Origin of the sequence: Alcanivorax sp., from assembly GCF_014762765.1 — a bacterium.
Classification (GTDB): Bacteria; Pseudomonadota; Gammaproteobacteria; order Pseudomonadales; family Alcanivoracaceae; genus Alcanivorax.
Genome location: NZ_JABURH010000198.1, coordinates 6,578 through 11,557 on the forward strand (window position 1 = coordinate 6,578; position 4,980 = coordinate 11,557).

The 4,980-nt window shown below is 60.9% G+C and carries 5 protein-coding genes; 2 read left to right on the plus strand and 3 right to left on the minus strand.

Annotated elements, in window-relative coordinates:
* The coding region (gene serB / locus HUJ17_RS15385; RefSeq protein WP_290511521.1) for a phosphoserine phosphatase SerB at nucleotides 1–1,130 on the minus strand (1,130 nt) is incomplete at its 3' end.
* A gap of 485 nt (nucleotides 1,131–1,615) precedes the next feature.
* On the opposite strand from serB, the gene HUJ17_RS15390 reads away from it, so the two are divergent.
* Nucleotides 1,616–2,806, plus strand: coding sequence for a hypothetical protein (locus HUJ17_RS15390; RefSeq protein WP_290511522.1), 1,191 nt, complete (start codon nucleotides 1,616–1,618; stop codon nucleotides 2,804–2,806).
* Here the strand turns inward: HUJ17_RS15390 and HUJ17_RS15395 are convergent.
* Nucleotides 2,749–3,546: a hypothetical protein gene (locus HUJ17_RS15395; RefSeq protein WP_290511523.1), complete on the minus strand. Its 798-nt coding sequence runs from the start codon at nucleotides 3,544–3,546 to the stop codon at nucleotides 2,749–2,751. The genes HUJ17_RS15390 and HUJ17_RS15395 overlap by 58 nt on opposite strands.
* Nucleotides 3,547–3,683: 137 nt before the next feature.
* Between HUJ17_RS15395 and HUJ17_RS15400 the strand changes: the two genes are divergently transcribed.
* Nucleotides 3,684–4,451 carry an enoyl-CoA hydratase-related protein gene (locus HUJ17_RS15400; RefSeq protein WP_290511524.1) on the plus strand — a complete coding sequence of 256 codons (768 nt, stop codon included), beginning with the start codon at nucleotides 3,684–3,686 and terminating at the stop codon, nucleotides 4,449–4,451.
* Between the two features lie 152 nt (nucleotides 4,452–4,603).
* On the opposite strand, the gene HUJ17_RS15405 is transcribed toward HUJ17_RS15400, so the two are convergent.
* A partial coding sequence (locus HUJ17_RS15405) for a flavodoxin family protein (protein WP_290511525.1) occupies nucleotides 4,604–4,980 on the minus strand: 377 nt, incomplete at its 5' end.

Sequence of the window (4,980 nt, forward strand, 5' to 3'; positions counted from 1 at the left end):
ACCAGGGGTTTGGCGCGGAAGGCGATGCCCAGGCCGGCCTCGCCGAGCATGGGCAGGTCGTTGGCGCCGTCGCCTACGGCAATAACCTGTTCCAGGCTGATGCCTTCCTGGGTGGCGATCTGCTTGAGCAGGTCGGCCTTGCGCTGGCCGTTGACGATCTGGCCGACTACCCGGCCGGTGACCTCGCCGTTCTCTATTTCCAGCTCGTTGGCGTAGACATAGTCGATGCCCAGCAACTGTTGCAGCCATTGGCCGAACCAGGTGAAGCCGCCGGACAGGATGGCGGTACGGTAGCCCAGGGCGCGCAGGGTGCTGATCAGCCGTTGCGCCCCTTCGGTGAGCTGGATGCGTTCGCGTACCCGCTCCAGGGCACCTTCATCCAGCCCCTTGAGCAGGGCCACTCTGGCACGGAAACTTTCGTTGAAATCCAGCTCGCCGCGCATGGCCCGCTCGGTGATTTCTGCTACCTCTTCGCCCACCCCGGCTTCCATGGCCAGCTCGTCGATTACTTCCGAGCGAATCAGGGTGGAATCCATATCGAACACCACAAGGCGCCGGTTACGGCGGAAGGCGCTGTCGCGCTGGAAGGCGATGTCCAGGTTGCGTTCGTTGGCAATGTTGAGGAAGGCCGCGCGCATGGCTTCACCGTCCTTCGGCTCACCGCGCACGGAAATCTCGATGCAGGCGCGACTGTCCTCGTTGAGCGCTTCCCCTTCCAGATGCACCCGGCCGGACAGGCGGGCGATGCTGTCAATGTTCAGGCCGTTGTCTGCCACTGTTGCGGTCACGTCGGAGAGTTGTTCGGCAGTAATCTTGCGCGCCAGCAGGGTGATGATATGGCGGTCCTTGCCCTGGCCGGACACCCATTCCTCGTAGCGGTCTTCGTCGATGGGACGGAAGCGCACATTGATGTTCAGCTTGTGGGCCTCGAACAACAGATCCTTGAGCACCGCAGAGGATTCCGCGTCCGGCGGGGTTTCCACCAGGATGCCCAGCGACAGGGTGTCGTGGATTACGGCCTGGCCGATATCCAGGATATTGAGCCGGTAACGGGCCAGAATCCGGGTGAAAGCGGCGGTCAGACCGGGACGGTCACTACCGGATACCTGAATCAGAATGATCTCGCGCACGCATGGGCTCCCGGGGGCAGGTCAGACAAGCGGAAAGCGGAAGCAGTGGCTCCCGCGAAAACCGCGTAAGGGTAGCAGAAATGGTACCGCAAGCGGCAGTGCCTTGGGGATTAGCGAGGTTTTACATAGCGAAAGGCCTGGCTGGGCACCAACGCTGATAAGCTGCGCCGATTCGGTCAACGTTGAGCCCGAACATTTCACCAAACCGCTTCCGATTCAAACGTGGGCATGGCTTGGTTGGCTGCTTACCCTGCTCAGGGCCAGTGCCATTTGTAAATCCTACGCTTGCTATGCATTAGACGAGCGCTAAAGTACCTCCGGCGCGCCCAGGCTGTTTGGAAAGGCGCCCAGCCTGACACGGCACAGCCTGAACGCACCGGAGGTACTTTATCACTCGCCTACTACACAGCATTGGTGAAATATTCGGGCTGTCTCTCCTGTCGCGGTATACTGCGCGCGAGCCCAATACTACGGAATGCAACTCTATGTCCCTGTGGGAACAATGGCGGCCATGGATTCGGCAACAACGCAGCCTGCTGCGTGAGCTGATCCTGATGCTGCTGGCCATGCTGGTGGTCGGTGTCTATTTTCTTGAGCACTTCTCCGCGCGTTTGGAGCAGGAGCGCGAGGTACAGCTGCAGGCGCTAGCCGAACAGACAGCTCGCCGGGCGGCGGAGGCGCTGGCCAGCGATGATTCCATCAGCATTAACCTGATCGGCCGGGAAACCGTACAGCTGGCCCCGGTGGCCGGAGTGCGATTTCTGGATGCGGCGGATATTCAGGTGGGCCTGACCGGGGTGCCTCGCTCCGAGCTTGTTGTCTCGGTGCCGGTGGCGCTGCCCGACGGTGAGCTGGCAGGCACCTTGACCCTGCTGGGCGACACCAGTGCTTTGCCGCGCCAGCGACTGGAAGCCGGATTTGTGCTGGCGGTGTTGTGTCTGTTGCTGCTGCGGGTGGCGGCGGCCCTGATTCAGCAGCGCCTGCTACCCCCGCCGGAACCTGCGGAACCGACCCCGACAGAGGCGCCTGCGGCCTCGCCGCTGGCGACCCCCGCATCCACGCAGGCGCTGACCGAGCCCTTGCCGGAAGGCGCCGAGCCGCTGGCCCAGTTGCGCCTGAGCATCGTCAATTTCGAACATATCCGTCAGCGTTATACCCAGGCGGCCATGGTCGAGGTGCTGGCGGATTATCAGCGCATTCTCGACAAGGTGGCAGGCATCTACGGGGGCCGGGTCGGCCAGAAAGTGGGTGATCAGGCCGGGCTGTTCTTTTACCAGGAGCCGGCGTCACGCTGTGCATTTTCCGCGCTATGCGCGGGCTTGTTGTTCCTGCGTGTGGTGCGTCTGCTGGCGCCGTTACGAAAGCAACAGGGCAAACCGCCACTGGAATTCAAGGCGCTGGTCACTACCGATGGGGACCAGCAGGAAGCCTGGTCCCTTTGTGTGGCAGGGGTGCCGGGGCGGCTTAATGTGCCGGAAGCACAATTGGCCGCCACCGAGCTGGATGTGAAAGCCTTGTACCAGCCGGAAAAGGCCCAGGTGGTCACCGCCGGTGATCACAAGGTGCGGCTACAGCCGGTGGAGCAACTGGCTCACCGCTACCAGAACCTGCTGCGCACTCAGGCGGATACCTTGCTGTCCGAAGAAGGAGGTGACGACGGGTTGCCTAGCAGGTAGTGGCTCATGGCGCGCTGCACCCGCTGATTGAGATCGGGGATGCCGGTGTTGCCGAACAGACGGTTGAATTCCAGTATGTAGGGGTGGCCATCCACCATGGCTACGTCGAATCCGGCATGGTTGATGCCCAGATAGCGAGCCATGCCTTCCACCAGTGAAAGAGCGGTGTCCGGCACCGACAGATCGGTGCGTACCCGGCCCCCCTGGCTCACGTTGTTCAGGAAGCCTGCGCTTTCACGCCAGTAGCTGGCCACTACGTTCTCGCCTACCACCACCACACGCAGATCGCGCACGATCGGTAACAGTTTCTGGATATAGAGCACGGCTTCGCGCTCCGCGTAATCCAGAAACTGTTGGCGGTTCTCGATCAGATAAACGCCCATACCCTGGCTGGAGCGCACCGACTTGGCCACAAACGGAAACCGCCACTGGTCCAATACCTGGGCGATGCCGTACTTGTCGGAGGCGACAATCAGCGTCTCCGGCACATGCTCAGGGCAGGCAGTTTGCAAGGCGCGGGTCATCTCTATCTTGTCATGACCGAGATGGTAGCTACTCAGGCTGGGGAAGATCGGCCGCTTGAGCACATAATGCAGGCTGTTGATCTGCCAATAGCCCGGGAACAGCAACCAGTCCGCTTCCGCCAATGCGTCGCGATGCTGGTTCATGTGTTCCGGCTTGATATAACGCACGCCGGGCAGCCCCAAGGTGCGGAAAGGATCGAAAGTGATCAGTTTCACGGTGACGATCTCAGAAGAGGTGCGCTTTTTTAAGGCGCTTTGACCGGCCGGTCAATACCCTTTGTCGGTATTCGCTCTTGGCATGGACGGAGCGGGCGGCTAGCCTTGCCCGACAAATAATGATTGGGAGAGCTGTCGTGATCTTGCCGGCACTGGAAAGTGATCTGATTCTGGTGACTCACACCGAATCGGTGATGGAAATTACCCTGAACCGCCCGGACAAACTGAACGCCCTCACCGGCGCCATGTACCGGGACCTTATTGCCCTGCTGAACACGGCAGAGCAAAGCGACGAAATCCGCGTGGTGCTGTTTGCCGCCGAAGGAAAATCCTTCAGTGCCGGTAACGACCTGGTGGACTTCCTCAATGCCAAGCCCGGTGAAGTGGGCGAGGCGGCGAATTTCATCAAGGCCATTTATGCCTTCCCGAAAGTGGTGGTAGCCGCTGTGCAGGGCAATGCGGTGGGCGTAGGCACCACTATGCTGCTGCACATGGATATGGTGGTGGCGTCAGAGGATGCCAAGTTCATTACCCCCTTTGCGGATCTTGGCGCGGTGCCGGAAGCCGGTTCTGCCAAGCTGTTGCCGGATTGGCTGGGTTATCAGCGCGCCGCCCGCATGTTGCTGCTGGGTGAGCCTATGCTGGCACAGGAAGCTTTCGAGGCCGGCCTGATCGCCAAGGTGGTCAGTCGTGAAGAGCTGCAGGCCACGGCCCGTGGCTGGGCTGACACCCTGGCAAAGAAACCGCCCCGGGCCCTGCGCGAGAGCAAACGTCTGATGCGCCAGGCGATCAGCAAGCCGCTGCAGGATGTGCTGGAGGAAGATCTGGCACTGTTTGGCCAGATGCTGCAGGGCGATGAGGCCAAGGCGGTGTTGGCGGCCATGGTGAACAAGAGCAAAGGCTAGGAGGCAAGTTTCAAGTTGCAAGTTTCAACGCGACTGGGTTTGGCAGGAAATTCATGCTCTCTGCCCGCGATTTTAGGTAAGGCGCGGGCAGGGCCTTTCAGGATCCCGGGGACTCGGGCGCGCCTTGCAGCTTGAAACTTGTAACTTGCAACTCAAAGAACCCCCGCATCCAACCCCGCCGCTAAATACATCCCCAACTCTTCCACCTGTTGCTCGAAATCATCCTGCCACTCTCCGCGTAGTACCAACGGGTCCTGCGCCCAGTTCCAGCGCAGGCCGGTAACGATGGTTTCCACGGCACGGCGGGTTCCGGTGCCGTCGTGGCCGGCGCGGATGTAGAGGGCACAGGGCAGGCCCTGTTTTTCTTCCAGTACCGGGTAGTAGCTGCGGTCGAAAAAATCCTTCAGGGCGCCACTCATGTAGCCCAGATTTTCCGTGGTGCCGAGCAGGATGGCATCACAGGCCATCACATCTTCGGGCCCTGCTTCCAGCGGTGCCTTTACGGTCACGGACACGCTCTCGATATCCT

What these genes read in the sequence shown, in the direction of transcription:
- HUJ17_RS15390 (WP_290511522.1), top strand. Translation starts at nt 1,616, where the DNA reads ATGTCCCTGTGGGAACAATGGCGGCCATGGATTCGGCAACAACGCAGC.